The following is a 21204-nucleotide window of genomic DNA, read 5'->3' on the forward strand; positions in this document are numbered from 1 at the left end:
ATGATATTTATAAATAAAGTAAGAGAATACTCAGATGACAAAGGCGTAGATATCAAGACAGCAATAACCAATGCAATAGATTACTGCATAGAAGAAAATATTATGAGAGAATTTTTGATGAAGCATAAGGCGGAGGTGTTTAGTGTGTGTATAACAGAATTTGATGAAAAAATATATGAAGCAGAGTTAAGAGAAGAAGCTCGTGAAGAAGGACGTACTTTAGGACGTGAGGAAGGACTTAAAGAAGGCCGAGAGGGAGAACGAGCAAAGAATATTCTGACAATGGTATCAATATTAAGAGGACTTGGACTAGATGACAGCACGATAGCCCAGCAGATATCAGAGAAGTTTGAACTTACACCTTTGGAGATTGACAGATACTTTGATAAGTCCTTAAAGGATTAGATAAAAGTAATTGATAGATACTTTGATAAAGCCCCTAAAGGATTAGACAGAACGTTATGGAATATATAATAAGAAGTTAATATCTATTCCAACACCACAGTATGTAGTTTTTTATAATGGAACAGAAGAATATGAAGCAAGAGTTAAGCTGAGATTATCCGATGCATTTATAAATAAGGATGACAGTGGGGATTTTGAATGGATAGCAATGGTATATAATCTTAATACCGGGAAGAATGATGAACTGTTAGAAAAGTGTAGACCACTTAAGGAATATATGATATTTATAAATAAAGTAAGGGAATACTCAGATGACAAAGGCGTAGATATCAAGACAGCAATAACCAATGCAATAGATTACTGCATAGAAGAAAATAATATGAGAGAATTTTTGATAAAGCATAAGGCGGAGGTGTTTAGTGTGTGTATAACAGAATTTGATGAAAAGATATATGAAGCAGAGTTAAGAGAAGAAGCTCGTGAAGAAGGACGTACTTTAGGATTAGAAGAAGGACGTATATTTGAACGTATTGAAATGTACAAAGAGGAAAATTACTCAGATATGGATATTATGAAAAAACTCATTTTACGATTTGATATAACACTCCAAGAAGCCCAGGAATACCTTGATAAATACTATGAAGAGACCGATAAAAACAATCCATAAGTTTATAAAAAGTTTATACTTTTTCTTGAAATTCCCCCCTAAAAGGGGGGGGATTTTTTTAATTCTCCATGTTATTCTATCTGTGCAGTTAAGAGTTATTGACGAACAAAAACTGCACAGATAAGAGCATTTATTAATTGTAGATGGCACGATAAGTATTAGTACCACCTTTTCAAAGAAGTATGTCATATATTGGACTATCTTATAAAGTAAGCTTTACAAACTATTAAATTACAGCCGGCTCTTATCTGAACATAAAACATCAACAACATGTTGATGCGACAGATTATTTATTCATTAAAAACTGTATGGCTGTAGTTAACAATATGCTTACAATATCTTTTTAATGTAACTTATAATTTATAACATGTAAGTTAATCGTATTGAAATATGTTTTCAGTATGCAAAAAACTTAATATCGTACTCTGACCAAAGTATCTGGCACAGTGCATGCCTGTTTTTTCATCCATGCATTGATATGATTTATGTTAATTCTAACTTTTAATAGCAGTGAAACGCCATATATTATGATGCCAATCCCACGATATACGAATACCCAGCAGAATTGTGGGGGTGCGTAGCACGGAGCAATTCGTAGGCATCAAAGTCGGGGCTTTTGCCTCAAACATCATATTTATTATACTATTTATCATATGTTTTACTAAATGGGGAGTTTAAAAATCACCGCTATCATTCACCAGTCTTTGGTGTCATATTATGCATACGTCTGAGATTATGTTGATTGTATTGTAATTAGTTATACAATTGATATATCTTAAGTTGTTATGTAAGCAATCTGATATGAGTGTTGTGCTAAACAGAGTAATATAATGTGCATGATTGTCTAAAATATACTACTGTATTTAATATAAGATGGAATCTTTGATATTAGAATACATATAGTATTATCAAGAATTATTCGCAACTTTGAATCATACTAAACTGAACCGTATTATATATGTATGATTCTGCTTCTACAAGGTGTATAAAGATGTATCAAGTCTTTAATTCAGTACATCTTTGTATGCTGTCTATATACTTTCTTTTTTCATGCATGACTTACAGATTAGCATTATATTATATAGCACACATCTATTTTCTATAATGTATTGTGCCATGATGGTTGGAGTATTTATTATTAATTATTGATATTCATTTCTTATATCTAATCTAATTAAATTAAAACTAATATCTTAATCGTATATCATATCTACAATTAATAAAATAAGTTACATTTAAGGCATTCTCATTGATGGGAGTGCTTTTATTCTTTTTATTTTTTATAGCAAATGAGGACGCTTAACATACAGACAAGAGAGAATTTGTATGGCATCAACTAATGAAACAGTAGGTATTAACCGTACCTACAAGGACAGACTTTTTAGATTAAGATTCGGTTCCGAAGAATATAGCAACATGGCCTTGTGGAAATAGCAGAGTTCAATTAACCCGAATATGCCGGCAAGAGATTACTGCTAGAAAAAATATGGGTTAAAGTCTCAAATAGGAAAAGCAAATTCATATAGATACCTCTTAGTTTGGGTGGTTTTTCACAACAGACTAAGAGGTATTAGATAATGTAAAAAACTAATTATAAGTTTTTTATAAAGAATGTTTAACAGGATAAGTTTTTCACAAATTCTTTAAAAAGTTCAGTCCAGCAAGAACACTCAGGTTGATAGCATTTGCCATCAGAAGTAACAGTTTCTTCTGTTGCGAGTGCAAGTCCATGACTTCCATTAGGAAATACATGATATTCAAATTTAACGTTATTTTTTCTAAGTTCATTAGCAAAGTATAATGAATTCTCAAGTGGAACTGCTTGATCTTCAAATGTATGCCATATAAATGTAGCAGGAGTGTTAGAATCAATATGTTTTTCAAGAGATACAAAATCAAGGTATTTATCATAATTAGATCCTAGGAGATTGATGAATGAACCACGATGAGCATGTTCACCTGAAGTTATGACAGGATATGCAAGCATCATAGCATCCGGTCTTAGATTCATAAGATCGATGCCAAGATTTTTAACTAATTCTGTATTATATAAAGTTCCGGCAGATGCAGCTACATGAGCACCGGCAGAAAAACCTGCGATTATGAGTTTACCTTTTGCAAGTTTGAATTCCTCACTCCTTGAACGTATTATATACATTGCCATATCGGTTTCTAGTAATTGTGATGGAAAAATATCAGGATTAATGCTATAACGAAGAATTCCTGCATTAAAACCATAAGAATTGAACTTTATAGCGATTGGTTCAGCTTCACGAGGAGAGAGATGCTGATATCCACCACCTGGACAGATTAATATAAATGGCCTTTCTTTTTCTTTCGTAACACCTTCCATATTATCAAGAACAAAAAGTTCAAGAGTTGCTTTTTTATCACTATGATCAATTCCATAGTGCTTATAATCAACATCAAGATTAATTAATTCATGTATCATATATACCTCCCTATTCTGCTTCTACAGACTGACATAGAACTTGGCAATCATAATTCAGTAATATACTATGTTGATTGTATAAGGTCGCTTTTAATTGCCAGCGTAAGTTAAAAGATTATCTGATGCAGGTAATTAATAATTAATGTCAGTATGTCAGTAATTTAATTATTGTGAACTACCCATCACCTAAAGGTAGTGGGTTTTACGCTCTGGCTTATAAATATTAATATCATTAAAATTATAATACGAAAATGTTGACAGGTAAAGACAATAAACAGATTTTGTGGTAACAGATTTTGTGGTAACAGATTTTGTGGCAATAGATTTTGTGGTAACAGATTTTGTGGCAATAGATTTTTAAGGTAAACAGATTTTGGAGCAGATTTTTGAGATAACAGATTTTAGAAAATTATATGTCAAATAAGATATGGAATAAGTTAATAATATATGATATTATTAAATATAAGGCTAAATAAATGACAAGAGGGGATAGGTGACAATATGAATGATAAACTCTATAATCTTATGAACTGGCCGGAGATAGAAGCCATAGTTTATGCTGAATGTGAAAATCCGGGAAAGATACTTGGAGAGCATATTACAGACAAAGGATTGCTAATACAGGTATATATGCCATTTGCCAAGAAAGTTGTACTTATTAAAGATGAAGATAGTACAAGCTATACGATGGAGATGGTTGATGAGAACGGATTTTTTGCAATACTTTTGCGTGGTAAAAAAAAGATAAAATATACGTTGTCTATCACTCATCAGGATGGAACAATTGAAGAAATAGTAGATCCGTATATGTTTGAAAGTCAGATTACAGTTAAAGATGTAAAGCGATTTATAGAAGGTACTGAACCAGAAGCATATAAGATACTTGGAGCTCATGAGACGGTTGTTGATGGTATTAAGGGAGTGCAGTTTGCGGTATGGGCACCGGATGCTGTAAGAGTGAGCACTGTAGGCGATTTTAATAATTGGGATGGCAGAGTACATCCAATGCGTCCGGTAGGAGATAGTGGGATATATGAACTTTTTATTCCAAAAGCTAAGAATGGTGATTTGTACAAATATGAGATAAGGACAAAAGGAGGTAAGATACTTCTTAAGTCAGATCCGTATGCATATAGCAGTGAACTTAGACCTAATAATGCATCAAAAGTGTGGAATATATCAGATTATAAATGGAAAGACAGAACATGGATGGCAACACGCAAAGATGTTGATTCAAGATGTTCCTCGCTTAATATATATGAGATGCATATAGGATATTTTAGATGCGATGATAATGGCAATTTTAAGAATTATAGAGAGATAGCCAAAGATGTCTGTGAATATGTAAAAAATATGGGATATACACACATTGAGTTAATGCCGGTTATGGAGCATACACTTGATGAATCTTTAGGATATCAGACAACAGCTTATTATGCACCGACAGCAAGATATGGAACACCACAGGATTTTATGTATTTTGTAGATTATATGCACAGTAATGGTATTGGAGTTATACTTGATATGGTTATGGCATATTTTCCGGATAATGATTTTGGACTTACATATTTTGATGGAAAGCCACTTTATGAATATCCTGATCCTAAGATGTCATCATATCCGTCACTTAATGTTAAGATATTTAATTATGCTTTAGCACCAGTAAGGAATTATCTTATATCATCAGCTTATTTTTGGATAGACAGATATCATGCTGATGGCATAAGGATTAATTCTGTATCATCTATGTTATATCTTGACTATAACAAAGGACCAGGTGAATGGACTGCCAACATGTATGGTGGTACTGAGAATAATGATGCGGTTTTTATGCTTAAAGAGCTTAATAATATTATACATAAGAAGCAAAGTGGCGTTATAGTTATAGCTGAGGAGCATGCAGCATGGCCGAAAGTTACCGGTGATGATGCAGATTCACTTGGTTTTGATTATAAATGGAATAGTGGCTTTGTGAGTGACTTTTTATCATATATGAGTTGTGATCCTCTTTTTAGAAAAAAAAGATACAATGAGTTAATGAATGGAATGTTGTATGCATATAGTGAGAACTATATATTGGCAATTTCACATGATGATGTAATGAATAGAAGAGGAACTTTGTTAGCAAAGATGCCTGGTGATATTAAACACAAATTCACTAATGTGAAACTTATGTATGGATATATGTATACACATCCTGGTAAAAAGCATATATTTATGGGGCAGGATATGGCAGAGATGGCAGAGTGGAGTGGTAAAAGAAGTATTCACTGGGAACTGACAGAATATGATATTACAAGACAGATGATGAGATATATAAGTGATATTTCAAAGATATACACAGATGAGCCTGCACTTTATATAAATGACAGCGAACCGGATTCTTTTGAATGGATTAATAATTTTTCAGCAAATGATAGTATAATAAGTTTTGCAAGAAAATCAAAAGAAGATGAGCTTGTTATCATTGCCAATTTTGATGATGTCGTTCATTATGATTATATGACAGGAGTACCACATCCTGGTAAGTATAAAGAGATATTTAACAGTGATGCTGTTGAGTATGGCGGAGATGGAGTTGTCAATCCAAGAAAAAAGACTGCAAAAGAAGAAAAATGTGATGGCAGAGATTACTCATTGAAGGTAAATCTTCCGGCACTTGGAATTATAATACTAAGATATGAAGAGATGAAGGAAAAGTAATATGACAGAATTAATTAAATCAATAAGTGAGATGCTAACAGATAATAAAGCAGTTTCTTCTCTGATAGAGCTTATAATAAGGATATTTATAGCGATTCTTATATATTATATAGGTAAGAAACTGGTAAAAGTAGTATTAAGAATATTTGACAGATTCTTAGAAAGAGCAGGGACAGATATAAGTCTTAGAAAGTTCTTATACTCAGGACTTAGAATAATCTTATATATTGTTGTATTCATATTGATGATTCGAACAGTTGGGATTGGAACGAGTTCGATAATAGCAGTGCTTGGATCTGCTGGGCTTACTTTAGGACTTGCATTGCAAGGAAGTCTTTCTAATCTGGCAGGTGGAGTGCTTATTCTGCTTCTAAAACCATTCAGGGTTGGCGACTATATAATAGAAGATACAAAAGGAAATGAAGGAACTGTTCAGAGTATAGATGTATTCTATACAAGACTTCTAACAATAGATAATAGAATGGTTGCAGTTCCTAATGGAACATTAGCTAATAGCAGTCTTACCAATGTTACGTCGCAGACAAGACGAAGAATAGATATGATTATACCAATAGCATATAATGCAGATCTAAGACTTGCAAAAGAGAAGATAAAAGAAGTAGTAGATAGAACTGAGGATGTAATGAAAGATCAGCCGATAGATATTTTTGTAAGTGAGCTTGGTGAAAGTTCTGTTAATCTCGGACTACGAGCGTGGTTTCCAACGGATAGTTATTGGAAAGCTAAATGGAAAATAACAGAAGAGATAAAACTTGAATTTGACAGATGTGGCATTGAGATACCATATAATAAGCTTGATGTTAATATATTAAGTACACCTAGCGATAATTAAGATTATTAAAAAGACGATAATAAAATTTTCAAAAAAATGAAAATCCCCCCCTTTTTGGGGGGGAATTTTTTATTTTAGAAGTGATATAGTAAGTGGGTAATTAATAAAAAGTGCAAGGAGAATGAAAATGAAAAATAAAGAAAGATAGCTGTTTCGATAAGGCTATTATCGCTATACAGAAGATATTTAACTTTTACAATTAATTTGTTATACAATTTTATAAAACTCTTTAAAATATAAAAAAATTATGGTATAATTAATACATTAAAACAAAAAAGAAGAAATATGGAGGAATTGCGATGTATAGAAATTGTATATTTGACTTGTATGGAACTCTTGTAGATATAAGTACTAATGAGAACAAGAAAAGCGTGTGGGAGAAGATGTGTGAATTTTATGTATTCAATGGAGCTGATTACATATACACAGAATTAAAGAGAGATTACAGACGTCTTATGAAGATAATGTATTCAGAATATCCTTCATACACATGTACAGAGATTGATGTAAGAAAACTATTTAAGAAACTTTATGAGAATAAAGGTGTTGAACCTAATGATACGCTCATAGATTATACTTGCTGGATGTTTAGAATTATGTCTACAGAGAAGCTAAAGACATTCAGTGGAATGAATCAGATGATTGAAAAACTTAAGAGAAATAATTGCAATGTATATCTCTTGACTAATGCACAGAGTATATATACTAAAAAAGAACTTGAGTATCTTAAAATGGATGATATGTTTGATGGAATACTTATGTCATCAGACGAAAGTGTTATGAAACCATCAGAAGAATTCTTTGATAAGCTTTTTAATAAATATGGAATAGAACGAAAAGGAAGCATTATGATTGGTGATACTTATTCAACAGATATTGCTGGTGCGTCAAGATATGGAATTGATTCAATATATATTGACAATGAAGATGGCAGATATCTCGATAAGAATCTTCATACATATGCAGTTAAAGGCAATGATTATGATGCAATAGTAGATATTATACTAAAATAGAACAGGCTAGAATAGAACATCATACATAATATATAACATGGATAATATATAATGATGTTGGGGTCAAAAGCCCCAACTTTGATGCCTACGAATTGCTCCGTGCTACGCACTCCCACAATTCTACCGGATATTCGCATATCGTGGAATTGTCATCCCACTTTTATGCTCATATCGGGGCGGGTCCCAAGGTCTTTCACCCACCTATGAGCAAGCTCACGTGGTTTTAGACCTTTTGACCCTGGCATCATATAATAGTGTTAGTATATTGAAAAACAAAAAAGTGATATAATGGTATATTAAAAGGACATCTGAGTGACGCCTCTAAGATATGATATCTTAAAGGGTGGTTTACTCAGATGTCCTTTTTCTATGAATCCATTTTTATGAATTATCTATGGCATTATTTGATTATAGTACCTGTTTTTTCATTAACAGCTTCTTTAGCTTTGGTTACGTTAGCAACAATAGCACGTTTATCATCGCCTGACTGTATGAACCAAAGTGCTGAAAGTGCTTTAGGAAGAATAGTAGTTGGCTTGAAATAACCATCATTAATATAGCTTGTTAATTCTTCTTCATTGATATTACTAAGAACCTCGCCACCTTCTGTAAGTGAGATACCTTCGCCAGCAGTCAGGAACAAAAGAGTATCTGCATCAGCAAGTTCCGCAAGTTTTTCACTTGTATAATCTTTTTCAATAATAGCACTTGCACCTTTTAGCGTTGTACCTTGTTCGAGAACAGGAATACCACCACCACCGGCTGCAATAACTATCTGACCGGCATCGGCAAGAGCTTTAATAGCATCAATCTCATATATATCAATTGGCATTGGTGAAGCTATTATTCTTCTGTATCCACCATTTTCAGCAACTGTATAGTTGCCTTTTTTCTCTTCTATATCAGATTCTTCTTTGCTCATAACACGTCCGATAACTTTAGTTGGTTCGTTAAATGCTTTATCATAAGGATCAACTCTTACTTGTGTAATGATTGTAGATACAGGTTTAAAGATACCTCTGTCTAAAAGTTCTGTACGGATTGCATTTTGTAAATCAAATCCAATATATCCCTGACTCATTGCACCACATACAGACATTGGAGCTACTGTATATTTTGAATCAAGACGGCTGAATTCAGTCATGGCAGTCTGAATCATACCAACCTGTGGCCCGTTACTGTGAGTTATAATAACTTGATATTTTTCCTCAATAAGATCCGCGATAGCTTTTGCTGCTATTTTAACATTTTTCTGCTGCTCTGGGAATGTCTCGCCAAAACAATTACGTCCAAGAGCAACAACAATTCTTTTATTTCCCATATGAATTCCTCGCTTCTATAATAAGATGTCATTATTATGTACAGGTAATTGAAGAGATGATAATTAATAAAATAAAAATCTTTGATTACCTGATAATAAGATATACTTATTATATATGATAAGTGACAAAAATACAAATAGAAATATTAAATAAACAAAAATTGAGCAATATTAATCTGATAGTAATACAAAAAGACAGATAATATAAAAATAAATAACACAATTCGACATTTGAGCTAATAAATACTTATTAAAATTACTTATATTTTGAAAAGTCAAAATAGTCATACGGTACTTATATACCAGAAAATAGCCCCTGAGTACCAGAAAAAAAGAAATAGTATCCTAAAAATAAGGAAAAAGTACCATATACGAGGTTTTGAGAAAGTGATATTATAAAAAAGTCAGTTGAATTAATGAGAAAAACAAATAAGGCTGTTGTTAATGAGGACAGAGAACATTAACAACAGCCTATTATTTACACATGATATGAGATAAAAAATGTGTTTATGATGTTGTGAACTGTTTTTTTATTAATCAACAATAGTAAAATATTGCAAGGAGAGGAAATGTATGAAAAGTAAGAAAAGTCAGATTATTGCTTTTGTTATGGCTATAACACTTGTATTCCAGATGGTATTCATAAGTGGAAATGGTTTTATGGCATTTGCAGATGAAACACAAGCTAATAATCAATTGGCAACAATTGCTGCTTGGATGTATGCGGAAGATAACATTCCGTCAAGCAGTGAAGAAGGTGCATCAGTATATGATTCAACTTCAGGGACTGGAATTTTAACAACTACAGGAACTGTAGGAACACAGTCTAAAAATGGTATCTCAGTAAGTGGATGGGATAAAGAAAGTACTTATTGGGAGATACAATTATCAACAAAAGGATATACAGGTCTAACCATCAGTGCGAAGACAAAAGGTTCAGGAACAGGTCCGGCACATATGGGAGTTAAAGTAAGTACTGATGGAGAAGAATTTACAGAAACAGATACATTTGATGTATCATCATCCTTTAAAAATGTAAGTTTTAATCTTACAGAAGCAGCATCAGATGCAGATACATTATATGTAAGATTATATGCTAAAGATGCAGACAATATCAACGGTGGAACTGTTAGTGCGACTGGTACAAACTGGCTTAATAATATCGTAGTAAAAGGTAATACAGATGGAACAGAAGTTACAACAGAGGCTACGACAGAACAGACTACAACAGAAACAGAGTCTGCAACAGAGAATGTAACTGAAGAGACAACAGAACAAGAGGCAGAGAATTTATATGATCCAATAACAGAAGATATAGTTAGTGCAGACGTTCTTACTATAGATAAGTTCTATACAAGTGACGCTGAGACTATGACAGTAATTGGACAGGTTGTATATAGATATGGTAATAATGGATCTGTTAATACAACAATTCTTGAAGATGTTATTGACGGTGAAGTAATTGGCCTTCAGGTATATAGTGCATTAAGTGGATATAATGTAGGCGATATTGTAGAAGTAACAGGTACAGCATCAACTTATGGAGATGTGAAACAGCTTCAGGCAGTATCAAAAGTTAATCTTGTAAAATCAGCAAAAGCTATTGAAGCACAGAGAGTAACAATCAATGAATTAAAAGAAAATGCAGATAAGTATATGTCAGAATATGTTGTTATCAAGAATGCGACATTAGGTGCATATTCAAAATCAAATACACCTATAACTGATGAGACAGGTTCAATGAATATATATAAAGCAGCAGAATATTCAGACGGGCTTGCAGAAGGCAGTGAAGCAGATGTATATGCAGCATTTTCAAAATATAAGACAACATTACAGTTAAGAAATGGTTCATCATCAGATTATGTATCAATTGCAAAAGATGGTGAATATACAATTGATGATTCAGTTGTACTTCCGGTTGCAACATGGGCTGGAAGCGGTCCTTACGAAACAGGTATAACAGAGATTTATGCTGATCTAGACAGTGCTAATGATCAGAAAAATACACAATCAAAAGTATCACTTTCAACAAAAGGTCAGCCATTCATTGCTAATACATCAGGAACAACAGGCTCAACATCATATTATATGGGAGCTAAAGGTTTACAGCAGGGCGATTATTATCTTATTGAGACAAGCACAGCTATGTATGGTAATGTTGAGATGTCATTCTCTATGAAGACATCAGCAACAGGTTCAAAGACATATAATATATTATGCAGCACAGATGGAACAGAATATGTTAAATGTGACACAATAACAATATCAGCAAAAGGCACATGGGAGAATTTTACAGTAACATTACCTAAGAGTGCTTCTAATGCAGATAAATTATATGTAAAAGTAGCAGTACCGGAAGATGGAGTTAACTTTAATGGAACAACTCCTGGTACAGGAGCTAATAACTATTTTACAGCTCTTACATTCACCGGAAGCCCTATAGTATCAGATACAATATGTGGAATTGCAAAAGTAACACCTGATGCAGGCGAAGTGACACTTAATAGTGAACTTACAATGACATCAGTTACAGATAACGCATCAATATATTATTCAATTAATGGAAGTGAATATGCACTTTATGATGATGCTAATAAGCCTGTATTAACAGAATTACCTAGTATTGTTACAACATATACATCAAAATCAGGACTTAAAGACAGTCTAAAAGTGACATATGGATATACTCAGTTACAGGTTGCACCTGTAAAAGCATCACCTAATGGTGGTTCTGTAAAAGCAGGAACAAAGCTTACATTAACTGATGCAACAGAAGATGCAATAATCTTATATTCAACAGATAATGGAGCAACATGGAATGAATATACAGATAAGATAGTATTAGATACACTTCCAATTACAGTACTTGTAAAAGGAACAAAAGAAGGATACAAAGAAAGCGAGACAACAACACTTTCATTTACAGAGAGATTAAATGAAAACTATAATATCTATTTTGGTCAGATTCATGCACATACATCATATTCAGATGGTGCAGGTACATGTGAAGAAGCATTTCAATATGCAACTAATGTAGATAATCTTGATTTCCTTGCAGTAACAGATCATTCTAATTCACTTGATAATGTGAACAGTGCAAGTATAAGCGATGGCTCAATGAGTACAGAATGGGTTGAGGGACATGAACTTGCAGATAAATATACAACAGATGATTTTGTAGGTCTATATGGATTTGAGATGACATGGTCTAATGGCCTTGGACATATTAATACATTTAATACTGCAGGATTCCAGTCAAGAACACAGACAGAATACTCAACATATTCAACAGCATTACAGAATTATTATGCAACACTTAAAAAAGATACTGGATCAATAAGCCAGTTCAATCATCCGGGAACAACATTTGGTGATTTTAGTGATTTCTCTTATTATGATGATGAGATAGATGAGTTAATCAATCTTATTGAGGTTGGTAATGGTGAAGGTGCAATTGGCAGCAGCGGATATTTCCCTTCATATGAATATTACACAAGAGCACTTGATAAAGGATGGCATGTAGCACCAACTAATAACCAGGATAACCACAAAGGTAAATGGGGAGATGCCAATACAGGACGTACAGTAGTTCTTTGTGATACATTAACAAGAGATAATATATATGATGCGTTAAGAAACCTAAGAGTATATGCAACAGAAGATAATAACTTAAGCATTACATATAAATTAAATGGCGAGATTATGGGTACAACAATGTCATATACACCTGACAAAGTTGAGATTACAGCAGATATCGCAGATGCAGATAATGAAGCCCTTGGAACAGTTGAAGTAATTGTTAATGGTGGACTTAGCATTGCAAGTGAAAAAGTTACATCAAATACAGCTAACTTAAAATTCGAATTACCTGCAGATTATTCATATTATTATCTAAAAGTAACAGAAGCTGACGGTGATATAGCAGTAACTGCACCAGTATGGATTAGTGATGTTGAAGCAGTTGGTATTACATCAATATCAACAGATGCACCACTTCCAGTTGCAGGACAGGATCTTAATGTAAAAACAGAATTATATAATAATGAAAAAGATGATTTTGAAATATCATCAATTGAATATTCTGTTAATGATGAAACAGTATATACAGTAGATACTGTAAAAGAAGGAATAACAACAATTCCATCATGTGGAACAGTATCAACAAGCTTTGCATTTAATCATGCAAAACCAGGAGCAGTTAATCTATATGTAACAGTAAAAGGTACACTTAATGGTGTAGAAAAAGTATATAAAGATGTACTTCAGCTTACATTTGTAGATGAAAGTATGGTAACAAAAGTAATTATTGATGGTACACATTACAATGACTATGTAACAGGATATTATGGCGGTAATGTTGGCAACTTCACAAAACTTGCTTCATCACAGAATATTGAAGTAAAAGTTGAGAAGAATGAGATTACTAAAGAGATGCTTAAAGATTGTTCTTTACTTGTAATATCAGCACCGGCTAAAAAAGAAGGAACAGCTAATGCAGGAAGTTATTATACATCACATTTTGAAGATTCATTCATTCAGATGGTAAAAGAATATACTGATAATGGTGGTACACTTGTTGTATGTGGTATAGCAGATTATCAGGATACAGCGTATGGACAGACATCAACAGAGATTAATAAACTTCTTGAAGGTATTGGCGCAACAACAAGATTATACAGTGATGAAGCATATGATACAGTTAATAATGGCGGACAGCCATATAGAATGTATTATACAGAATTCAATACAGCTAATAAGTTTGTTAACGGAGCAGTAGATGGCCAAAAATATAGTGCATATAGTGGATGTACTGTTAAGATGGATGAGACTGCACTTAATAATGGTACAGCTGATTGGCTTGTAAAAGGTCACAGTACAACATATTCAATTGATTCTAAGAAAGATGATGGTTCATATGGAGATTCATCAGTTGTAGTTCCGGAAGGCGAAGTAGTAGCACTTGGCGTTGAGACACTTGCAAGTGGTGCAAATGTATTCGTAGGTGGTTCAGTATTTATATCAGACTTTGAAGTAGAAGCAGAACTTGACAATATCTGGGATGTTCCATATCTTAACAGAACAATAGCATTAAACATTCTTGATGATGTTAAAGTAGAAGTACCTGTTACAGATATTGCAGATGTAAGAAAAGCAGAACTTGGAGAAGTATTTGCAATTGAAGGATACGTTACAGCGGGAACTGCAGTAGAAGGCAATACATTCTTTGATACAATATATGTTCAGGATAAGACAGGCGGTATTACAGTATTCCCATATTCAGTAAGTGGGCTTAAATTAGGTGCAAAAGTTAAGATTACAGGATATGTTGATGCATATCAGGGTGATAAGGAATTACAGGTTATCACATCAGAGATTATTGATAATGAGAATCTTAATGTCATTGAACCAACAGAGATGTCTAATGCTAATGCAATGGATTATGATGCGAATGGTGGCAGACTTGTAAAAGTAACAGGTAAAGTTAAAAAAGTAGAATCATCAAATGGAGTAGTATCACAGTTAATTCTTACAGATGATAATGGCGATGATGCAAAAGTATTCATAGATGGTTATATATATTCACAGACAACTGGAACTAATACAGTAGCAGAATTTGCAAAAGAGGGTAATATAGTATCAGCAGTAGGACTTGTATATCTTCATCCGGAAGGAGATTCAGAAGAATCAGTATGTGTATTAAGAGTAAGAAATACAGATGAGATTACTCTTGTAAAAGGAGCAGAAGAAGAGACAACTACAGAGATAACAACTGAAGAGACAACAGAGGCGCCAACAGAGAATCCTTCACATGGTCAGGAAGTTCTTAATCAGATAGTAGCTGCCATAGTAACAGTAGTGAAAAAAGTAATAGAGATTATTGGAAAACTGTTTGGAAGAAGATAATGTTAGTACATAATAATGCATAAAAAGTAATGGTTATAATTACTAACAGTGTGACGGAACCACCTATAAAAAGGCTGGTTCCGTATTACATATTCAATAATTTTTTTAATTCATTTTAGTAAAAATTTATGATATTGTACTAAAAAAAATACTTTAAAAAAAGGATTGATTTTCTACTATTATCGTGATAATCTAAATATGGACAAAGGAGATGTCAGTTGAAATAACTGAAAGCTTTGTTTGCCCGAATCTAATGTATACAATGTACACGCGTATATTAAGATACGCTATTACAAGGAGGATTTAAGATGTTAGAAAAGGAACAGTGGAACGGTTTCGAAGGTAGACTCTGGAAAGAAGAGATCAACGTAAGAGACTTTATTCAGAACAACTACAAACCATATGATGGAAATGAAGACTTCTTAGTAGGACCTACAGAAGCTACTAATAAGCTTTGGGGAAGACTTCAGGAGTTACAGAAAGAAGAAAGAGCTAAAGGCGGAGTACTTGAATGCGAAACTAAAGTAGTAGCAGGACTTACAGCATACGGCCCAGGATATATTGATGAATCAATGAAAGACCTTGAAAAAGTAGTAGGTCTTCAGACAGATAAGCCTCTTAAGAGAGCATTTATGCCATACGGTGGTATTAAGATGGCAGAGCAGGCAGCTCAGAACTATGGATATGAACCAGATCCAGAATTACACAAGATTTTTACAGAATATCACAAAACACATAACCAGGGTGTTTTTGATGCATATACACCAGAGATGAGAAAAGCTCGTCACAGCCATGTAATCACAGGTCTTCCTGATACATATGGTCGTGGACGTATCGTAGGCGATTACAGAAGAGTTGCTCTTTATGGTATCGATTACTTAATGCAGCAGAAAGCAAAAGATCATGCTAACTGTGGCGATGGAACAATGACAGATGATGTTATCCGTCAGAGAGAAGAGATCTCAGATCAGTACAAAGCACTTGCTGGAATGAAGAAAATGGCTGAAAGCTATGGTTACGATATTTCACAGCCAGCTAAAGATGCTAGAGAAGCTTGCCAGTGGTTATACTTCGGTTACCTTGCAGCTATCAAAACACAGAATGGTGCAGCTATGTCAGTAGGACGTGTTTCAACATTCCTTGATATCTACATTCAGAGAGATATTGAAGCTGGTAAGTTAACAGAAGAAGAAGCTCAGGAATTAATTGACCATATGGTTATGAAATTCAGAATGGTTAAATTCGCAAGAATTCCTTCATACAACGAATTATTCTCAGGAGATCCAACATGGGCAACTCTTGAAGTAGGTGGTACAGGACTTGATGGACGTTCAATGGTAACAAAGACAGACTTCAGATTCTTACATACACTTGAGAACATGGGACCTTCACCAGAACCAAACTTAACAGTATTATATTCTTCAAGATTACCAAAGAACTTTAAGAAATATGCTGCTAAGATTTCTGTAACAACAAGTTCAATTCAGTATGAGAACGATGATGTTATGAAACCAGTTTGGGGCGATGATTACTCAATCTGCTGTTGTGTATCTGCAACACAGACAGGTAAAGAGATGCAGTTCTTCGGAGCTAGAGCTAACCTTGCTAAATGTTTATTATACGCTATCAACGGTGGTGTTGATGAAAAATCAGGTGAGCAGGTTGGACCAGCTTACAAACCAATTACTTCAGAATACCTTGATTATGATGAAGTAGTAGCTAAATATGATGTTATGATGGATTGGTTAGCAGGATTATATGTAAATATCCTTAACTTAATTCAGTATATGCATGATAAATACTACTATGAAGCAGCTCAGATGGCTTTAATCGACACAGATGTTAAGAGAACATTCGCAACAGGTATCGCTGGTTTCTCACATGTAGTTGACTCATTATCAGCAATTAAATATGCAAAAGTTAAAACAGTACGTAATGAAGCTGGAATCGTAACAGATTACGAAATCGAAGGAGACTTCCCAAGATATGGTAATGATGATGACAGAGCAGATGAAATCGCTGTTGAATTATTAAGATCATTCTTAGACAAGATTAAGAAGAGACATACATACAGAGATTCAGAAGCTACAACATCAATCCTTACAATTACTTCAAACGTAGTTTATGGTAAATATACAGGAGCTATGCCAGATGGCCGTGAAGCTTGGACACCACTTTCACCAGGTGCTAACCCAAGTTACGGTGCTGAAAAGAATGGTTTATTAGCATCTCTTAACTCATTAACAAAATTACCTTATGAATGGGCACTTGATGGTATTTCAAATACACAGACAATGAACCCAGATGCATTAGGACACAATGATGATGAAAGAGAAGACAATCTTGTAAATGTACTTGACGGATACTTCGATCAGGGTGCTCATCACCTTAACGTAAACGTATTTGGCAAAGATAAATTACTTGATGCTATGGAACATCCAGAAAAACCAGAATACGCTAACTTCACAATTCGTGTATCAGGTTATGCTGTTAAGTTCATTGACTTAACAAGAGAACAGCAGTTAGATGTTATCTCAAGAACATTCCATGACAGAATGTAATTTTAAGTAGTCTTATATATAATTAGATAGTTAAGATTATAGGCGGGCAGAATACTGGTAACAGGATTTTGCCCGTTTTTTAAGTAAAAATATATTTTATGCATATACTAGTGGTAGAATATAATGCAGGCATAAGAGATTATATTTTGGTAAAGTAACCATGTGCAGAATTTTAGAACGGAGAGATTGAAATGAGCGATAAGAATATAAAAGGCCTTATTAATACTGTTGAGAGCTTTGGCTCAGTAGACGGACCAGGTGTCAGATATATAGTATTCCTTCAGGGATGCCAGATGCGTTGCAAATATTGTCATAATCCTGAGACATGGGCATTAGAAGGCGGTAAGAGTATGACAGCAGAAGAAGTATTTAAGCAGGCATACAGATATCGTAATTACTGGAAGTCAAATGGAGGAATAACAGTAAGTGGTGGTGAAGCACTCTTACAGATAGATTTTGTGATAGAGTTATTTAGACTTGCAAAAGAAAAAGGTGTTCATACTACACTTGATACATCAGGCAATCCATTTACAACAGAAGAGCCTTTCTTTAGCAAATTCAATGAACTTATGGAAGTAACAGATCTATTTATGCTTGACATAAAACATATAGATAATGACAAGCATAAAGAACTTACAGGATGTGTTAATTCTAATATTCTTCAGATGGCTAAATATTTATCTGATAATAATAAAGCAATGTGGATTAGACATGTACTTGTACCTGGATATACAGATGATGAAGAGTCATTACGCAGATTGTCAGAATTTGTTAAGACATTGAAAACTGTAGAGAGATTTGAAGTATTGCCTTATCATACATTAGGAATTGTAAAATATGAAGAGATGGGTATAAAATACAGACTTTCAGATGTAAAACCACCTTCAAAAGAAGAAATCGAAAGAGCTAACAATATCCTTTGTACTGCTGAGTATACAGGATATCTTAAATAATCCTTTATAAAAATAGAGGCAGCTGATTGCTGTCTCTATTTTTAAAATAAAACAAACTTAATAGAGACAGCGTAGTTTGAATATAACGAAAGAATTTGCAAAAAAATGCAATAAAATGAAATTTTTTTCTACTTTACGCAAGTATAGTGTTGACAATGTATGTATAATCGTATACAATGTTTTTATGCTTTAGCTTGCTAAATAGGAGGAAGAATAAAAATGGAAAACAGACCAGTTAAAATGAATGAACACACGAACCTGTTACAACTAGAGGAACATATATATCATCTTGATGATGTTCAGGTACCTAACGTGTATAGAAATCTTTTCCCTTATGATGAGATTCCTAAGATAGCTTTTAACAATAGGATAGTACCACATAATATGCCGGAGAATATCTGGATAACAGATACCACATTTAGAGATGGACAGCAGTCGAGAGCACCATATTCAACTGAGCAGATAGTTACGATGTATGATTATCTTCACAAACTTGGTGGACCTAAAGGAATAATAAGACAGAGTGAATTCTTTTTATATAGTAAAAAAGATAGAGATGCTGTATATAAATGTATGGAAAAAGGATATAAGTTTCCAGAGATTACAAGCTGGATAAGAGCAAGCAAGAAAGATTTTGAACTTGTAAAAGAGATAGGTATGAAGGAAACCGGAATTCTTGTAAGTTGTTCTGATTATCATATTTTTTATAAGATGAAGATGACAAGACGTGAATGTATGAATCATTATCTAAGCGTAATAAGAGAATGTCTTGAGACAGGTATAAGACCAAGATGTCATCTTGAAGACATTACACGTTCAGATATATATGGATTTGTAATTCCATTCTGTCTTGAACTTATGAAGTTACAGGAAGAATATAAGATACCTATTAAGATTAGAGCATGTGATACAATGGGATATGGTGTTAACTTTGCTGGTGCAGTTATTCCACGTTCAGTACAAGGAATAATATATGGTCTTACAACACATGCAGGTGTGCCTTCAGAACAGTTAGAATGGCATGGACATAATGACTTCTATAAAGCTGTAACAAATTCAACTACAGCATGGTTATATGGAGCAAGTGGAGTTAACTGCTCATTATTTGGTATTGGAGAGAGAACAGGTAATACACCTCTAGAGGCTATGGTATTTGAGTATGCACAGTTAAGAGGAACACTTGATGGCATGGATACAACAGTTATCACAGAACTTGCTGATTATTTTGAAAAAGAGATAGGTTATCATATGCCAGAGAGAACACCTTTTGTTGGTAAGAATTTTAATGTTACAAGAGCAGGTATTCATGCAGATGGACTTCTTAAGAATGAAGAGATATATAATATCTTTGATACAGAAAAATTCCTTAAGAGACCGGTACTTGTAGCTGTATCAAATACATCTGGATTAGCAGGAATTGCACATTGGATTAATACATACTTTAAGCTAAAAGATGATAAAGCAGTAGATAAGAACTGTGACCTTGTAGCAGCTGTGAAACAGTGGGTAGATAGTGAATATGAAGCTGGTCGAGTAACAGTATTAACAGATGACGAATTATTAAGTATAATAGACGAAAAATGTAAATTATTAGGAGTAGAGCTTGGAAAATAGGCGGTGAGTAAATGAATTATAGTATTGGGAAAGAGTCCATGGACAAGTATTCGCTGCGAGGGCAGGTATTTAACCGCATTAGAGAGAATATTCTGTCTGGAAAATATAATAAAAATGATGAGTTGAAAGAAGCTACGATAGGTGCCGAACTTGGAGTAAGCAGAACGCCTGTACGAGAAGCGCTAAGACAGCTTGAATTAGAAGGTCTTGTGTCAATCATACCGAACAAAGGTGCTTATGTTACAGGAATCACACTTGAAGATGTATCAGATATATATTATATACGTTCTCTTCTTGAAGGATTATGTGCAAGATGGGCAGCCGAGAAGATAACTAAGGAACAGCTTGATGAACTTGAAGAGATAACTTTTTTATCTGAGTTTCATTGCAATAAAGGTAATTATGAACAAGTACTTGAACTTGATAATAAGTTTCATGAGATAATGTATACAGCATCTGGAAGCAGAATGCTTAGACATACATTATCTGATTATCATCATTATGTTGAGAGAGTAAGAAAAGTAACTCTTAGCAATCCTGAAAGGGCTAGAAATTCTAACAAAGAACATGCACTTATAGTAGAAGCATTAAGGAATGGAAATGCCGAACTGGCAGAGCAACTTGCTAATGAGCATATGATCAATACTATTAAAAACATATCTGATAAGGGACTTAAGAATATTCTTGATGAACAAGAAGATAAAATTAAAATGTAAATTATAATTATAAAGAGGAACATACAGCCTGCCAATGGT

11 protein-coding genes and 1 pseudogene are annotated in these 21204 nt (G+C 33.7%); 10 read left to right on the top strand and 2 right to left on the bottom strand.

What is annotated here, in order from left to right:
• Window positions 1-405, top strand: a pseudogene (locus KQI85_RS08305) (hypothetical protein); the annotation flags it as partial.
• 208 nt (window positions 406-613) lie between these two features.
• Complete coding sequence (locus tag KQI85_RS08310) at window positions 614-1072, top strand: hypothetical protein (protein WP_216575632.1); 459 nt, start codon at window positions 614-616, stop codon at window positions 1070-1072.
• Window positions 1073-2687: 1615 nt separating this feature from the next.
• On the opposite strand, the gene KQI85_RS08315 is transcribed toward KQI85_RS08310, so the two are convergent.
• A complete protein-coding gene (locus KQI85_RS08315) occupies window positions 2688-3524 on the bottom strand; it encodes an alpha/beta hydrolase (protein WP_216575633.1) in 837 nt (278 codons plus the stop codon).
• Between the two features lie 501 nt (window positions 3525-4025).
• On the opposite strand from KQI85_RS08315, the gene glgB reads away from it, so the two are divergent.
• The 3 genes from glgB (at window position 4026) to KQI85_RS08330 (ending at window position 8093) form a co-directional block, all read left to right on the top strand.
• Window positions 4026-6227: a 1,4-alpha-glucan branching protein GlgB gene (gene glgB, locus KQI85_RS08320; RefSeq protein ID WP_216575634.1), complete on the top strand. Its 2202-nt coding sequence runs from the start codon at window positions 4026-4028 to the stop codon at window positions 6225-6227.
• A 1-nt stretch (window position 6228) separates the two neighbouring features.
• Complete coding sequence (locus tag KQI85_RS08325; RefSeq protein WP_253293799.1) at window positions 6229-7080, top strand: mechanosensitive ion channel family protein; 852 nt, start codon at window positions 6229-6231, stop codon at window positions 7078-7080.
• 299 nt (window positions 7081-7379) lie between these two features.
• On the top strand, window positions 7380-8093 hold the full coding sequence (locus tag KQI85_RS08330) for an HAD family hydrolase (protein ID WP_216575635.1): 714 nt from the start codon (window positions 7380-7382) through the stop codon (window positions 8091-8093).
• 400 nt (window positions 8094-8493) lie between these two features.
• Here KQI85_RS08330 and arcC read toward each other — a convergent pair whose 3' ends face one another.
• Window positions 8494-9414 (bottom strand): carbamate kinase, encoded by a 921-nt coding sequence (gene arcC, locus KQI85_RS08335; RefSeq protein ID WP_216575636.1) that lies wholly within the window; start codon window positions 9412-9414, stop codon window positions 8494-8496.
• 573 nt (window positions 9415-9987) lie between these two features.
• On the opposite strand from arcC, the gene KQI85_RS08340 reads away from it, so the two are divergent.
• From KQI85_RS08340 to KQI85_RS08360, 5 genes are all read left to right on the top strand, one after another.
• A complete protein-coding gene (locus tag KQI85_RS08340; protein WP_216575637.1) occupies window positions 9988-15321 on the top strand; it encodes a CehA/McbA family metallohydrolase in 5334 nt (1777 codons plus the stop codon).
• A 308-nt stretch (window positions 15322-15629) separates the two neighbouring features.
• The gene (gene pflB / locus KQI85_RS08345; RefSeq protein WP_216575638.1) at window positions 15630-17882 is read left to right on the top strand and encodes a formate C-acetyltransferase; all 2253 of its coding nucleotides are present in this window, start codon (window positions 15630-15632) and stop codon (window positions 17880-17882) included.
• Between the two features lie 191 nt (window positions 17883-18073).
• Window positions 18074-18835 (top strand): pyruvate formate-lyase-activating protein, encoded by a 762-nt coding sequence (gene pflA, locus KQI85_RS08350; protein ID WP_216575639.1) that lies wholly within the window; start codon window positions 18074-18076, stop codon window positions 18833-18835.
• A gap of 219 nt (window positions 18836-19054) precedes the next feature.
• Window positions 19055-20449, top strand: a complete 1395-nt coding sequence (locus KQI85_RS08355) for a 2-isopropylmalate synthase (protein ID WP_216575640.1) — start codon at window positions 19055-19057, stop codon at window positions 20447-20449.
• A gap of 11 nt (window positions 20450-20460) precedes the next feature.
• A complete protein-coding gene (locus tag KQI85_RS08360; RefSeq protein ID WP_253293800.1) occupies window positions 20461-21165 on the top strand; it encodes a GntR family transcriptional regulator in 705 nt (234 codons plus the stop codon).
• Window positions 21166-21204: the final 39 nt, after the last annotated feature.

Origin of the sequence: Falcatimonas sp. MSJ-15 (genome assembly GCF_018918265.1) — a bacterium.
Taxonomy (GTDB): domain Bacteria; phylum Bacillota; class Clostridia; order Lachnospirales; family Lachnospiraceae; genus Falcatimonas.

What these genes read in the sequence shown, in the direction of transcription:
- arcC (WP_216575636.1), bottom strand. Translation starts at nt 9,414, where the DNA reads ATGGGAAATAAAAGAATTGTTGTTGCTCTTGGACGTAATTGTTTTGGC.
- KQI85_RS08315 (WP_216575633.1), bottom strand. Translation starts at nt 3,524, where the DNA reads ATGATACATGAATTAATTAATCTTGATGTTGATTATAAGCACTATGGA.
- pflB (WP_216575638.1), top strand. Translation starts at nt 15,630, where the DNA reads ATGTTAGAAAAGGAACAGTGGAACGGTTTCGAAGGTAGACTCTGGAAA.
- KQI85_RS08330 (WP_216575635.1), top strand. Translation starts at nt 7,380, where the DNA reads ATGTATAGAAATTGTATATTTGACTTGTATGGAACTCTTGTAGATATA.
- KQI85_RS08325 (WP_253293799.1), top strand. Translation starts at nt 6,229, where the DNA reads ATGACAGAATTAATTAAATCAATAAGTGAGATGCTAACAGATAATAAA.
- KQI85_RS08355 (WP_216575640.1), top strand. Translation starts at nt 19,055, where the DNA reads ATGGAAAACAGACCAGTTAAAATGAATGAACACACGAACCTGTTACAA.
- KQI85_RS08360 (WP_253293800.1), top strand. Translation starts at nt 20,461, where the DNA reads ATGAATTATAGTATTGGGAAAGAGTCCATGGACAAGTATTCGCTGCGA.
- pflA (WP_216575639.1), top strand. Translation starts at nt 18,074, where the DNA reads ATGAGCGATAAGAATATAAAAGGCCTTATTAATACTGTTGAGAGCTTT.
- KQI85_RS08340 (WP_216575637.1), top strand. Translation starts at nt 9,988, where the DNA reads ATGAAAAGTAAGAAAAGTCAGATTATTGCTTTTGTTATGGCTATAACA.
- KQI85_RS08310 (WP_216575632.1), top strand. Translation starts at nt 614, where the DNA reads ATGGTATATAATCTTAATACCGGGAAGAATGATGAACTGTTAGAAAAG.
- glgB (WP_216575634.1), top strand. Translation starts at nt 4,026, where the DNA reads ATGAATGATAAACTCTATAATCTTATGAACTGGCCGGAGATAGAAGCC.